Below are 2,385 nucleotides of genomic sequence, written 5' to 3'. Positions count from 1 at the left end.
TCGGCTCCCGCCCCGGTGCACCCCGCCCCGGAGGGGTCGTTCTCGTCCCGCCGCGACCGCCGCGAAGCGGAGGGGCACCGGCTCCGCACCGCGCCCGCCCGTCGCGGGGCCTCCTTCTTCCGCCCGTCCCCGCGCACGCTCGCGCTCGCCGTCTCCGGCGGGCTCGTCGTCGTGGCCGTCGCGTCGAGCCTGAGCCTCACCGTCGGCACCGGCTCCTCGGCCGAGTCGGCCATCGCGACGCCCTCCGCTGCTCCGACCTCGACCAGCGTCGCCGTGCTCCCCGCGACCACTGCCTCCGCCCGGGTCGTCCTCAGCTCCGTCTCCACCACCTCCGGCACCGTCGCCGGCGGCACGAGCGTGACGCTCGAGGGATCGAACCTGGACTCGGTCGCCACCGTGCGCTTCGGCGAGGCCGAGGGCAGCGTCGCGGTCGACAACCCCGACCAGATCACGGTCACCGCCCCTCCGGCCGACGGAGAGGCAGCGGGCGAGGTCCCGGTCGCCTTCTTCGACGCCGACGGTCAGGCCATCACGTTCGACGCGGTCACCGACTCCGCCGCGGCGGTCACCGTCGACGGGACCCCGGCCGACGCGGTGCAGCCGGCCGTCGACACGTCGGGCGCCGCGGAGGGCACGACGGCCGAGGCCTCGACCGACCTCGCCGCCCCGACCGCGACCGCCACTCCCAGCCCCGCCGCGACCGGCGTGCTCGCCAGCACGAAGGTCGTCGCCTCGGCGATCACCTTCGCCTACACGCCCGACCCGGCGATCGAGGCCGCGAAGGCCCAGGCCGCGCTGGACGCGAGCCGCCTGGCCTCGCAGCTCGACTACCTCTCCACCTACTGGAACGACTACAACTCGGCCCAGTACGGCGTGATCTCGGGCAACGACTGCGTCAATTTCACCTCGCAGTCGCTGATCGCCCGCGGCTGGGAGATGGATGGCGAGTGGAGCTACTCCTCCTCCGGCGGCTACAGCTCCGCCTGGGCGTCGTCGACAGCGTTCAACGCCTACCTCGCCGCGCACCCCGAGCGCGCGACCGCCATCCCCGACTCCGAGCGGAGCCGGGTGAAGCCGGGCGACATCGTCCAGTTCGACTGGGACGGCTCGGGCGACTGGGACCACACGGGCGTCGTGACCAGCGTCGACGGCGACAGGATCCTCTACTCCTCGCACACCGCCGACAACCATGACCAGAGCATCGACGCGGCCTCCGCCGGCCGGATCATGTTCTGGGGCGTCTGACGCTCGACGCACCCGCTCCACGCACGACGACGGGGCCGCCACCGCTGATGCGGTGACGGCCCCGTCGAGGTTCCGGTCAGATCACTTCTTGAAGACGTCCTTGACGTCCTCGCCGACCTTCTTGGTGTGGGCCTTGGTCTGGTCGGCCTGGCCCTCGGCCTCGAGGCGCTCGTTGTCCGTCAGCTTGCCGACGGCCTCCTTGGCCTTGCCGACCAGGTTCTCGGCTGCGTTGCGGATCTTGTCGTCTGCACCCATGAGGGGCTCCTTCTGTTCGGTGTGACCATCCGCCGGCGGGTGCCGGGGAAGCTGCGGGACCGGGGTCAGGCGACCCGGTCCTCCTTGGAGAAGCCGGCCCGGGCGCTCGAGGCGACCTCGAGCAGGACCGGCAGGCGGGCGCCGAGCAGGGCGTCGAGCGCGTCGACCTCCTGGTGCACGGCGTCGACCACGGTGCGGGGCGAGACGCCGCCGCGGGGGAGGACGCGCACCTTCAGCGCCGTCTCGGAGCCGTGGCGGTAGGCCGCGACCGTGACGTCGAGGAGCTCCGTCCGGCCCGCGAGGGCCGTCTCGAGGACGTCCTCCGCGAAGCCGGTCGCGATCTCGATCCCTCCGGCGGGCGCGCCCTCGGCCTCGTCGCGGAGGACGGTGCCGGTGCGGCCGTGACCGTGGGCGAAGGCCATCACCAGCGCGAGGACGATGCCGAGGAGGCAGATCCCGACGACGGCGTAGAGCGGCCAGAGGACGGCGGCATCGCTCCAGGCGGTGCCCTCCTCGGGGGAGAGGCGCGACACCAGGGCCGCGCCCTCGCCGTCGGCGAAGGAGAGGACGGAGTCGCGGACCGGCTGCGAGACGGCGATCAGGACGGCCCCGGCGCTGACCAGCGCGAGCACGAGGCCCACGACGAGCAGGACGAGCCGGTTGACGAAGCGGTTGCTCGTGGTCATCAGATCCTCCCGGAGGTCGAGACGCGGACGGTGGAGCGCGGGGCGGGCTTCGCGCCGATGCGGACGAGCTCCTCGTCGACGGCGCTCTGCACGGCGTCGCGGTCGACCGCGATGCCGGAGGCGGGGGTCACCTCGACCAGTGCGGTGCGCCGGCCGAGCGAGGCGCGGGTGTCCTCGCGGCGGGAGTGGGCGGCCGTGC

The 2,385-nt window shown here is 73.5% G+C and carries 3 protein-coding genes and 1 pseudogene; 1 reads left to right on the top strand and 3 read right to left on the bottom strand.

The genetic code is table 11. The features are described from left to right. Window positions 1-1,245: amidase domain-containing protein (locus C5C55_RS16200; RefSeq protein ID WP_146080972.1), on the top strand; the 1,245-nt coding region annotated here is incomplete at its 5' end. A gap of 81 nt (window positions 1,246-1,326) precedes the next feature. Here C5C55_RS16200 and C5C55_RS16195 read toward each other — a convergent pair. From C5C55_RS16195 to C5C55_RS16700, 3 genes and pseudogenes are all read right to left on the bottom strand, one after another. Continuing rightward, entirely contained in the window at window positions 1,327-1,500 is a 174-nt protein-coding gene (locus C5C55_RS16195; RefSeq protein WP_104226788.1) for a CsbD family protein, read from the bottom strand. A 65-nt stretch (window positions 1,501-1,565) separates the two neighbouring features. After that, window positions 1,566-2,186, bottom strand: a complete 621-nt coding sequence (locus tag C5C55_RS16190) for a hypothetical protein (RefSeq protein WP_104224951.1) — start codon at window positions 2,184-2,186, stop codon at window positions 1,566-1,568. Continuing rightward, window positions 2,186-2,385 (bottom strand): annotated as a pseudogene (locus C5C55_RS16700) (hypothetical protein); the annotation flags it as partial. The gene C5C55_RS16190 and the pseudogene C5C55_RS16700, both read right to left, overlap by 1 nt.

Origin of the sequence: Rathayibacter sp. AY1C2 (assembly GCF_002931195.1) — a bacterium.
In the GTDB taxonomy this organism is placed as follows: domain Bacteria; phylum Actinomycetota; class Actinomycetes; order Actinomycetales; family Microbacteriaceae; genus Rathayibacter.
This window is presented reverse-complemented; position numbering and strand designations above follow the sequence as displayed.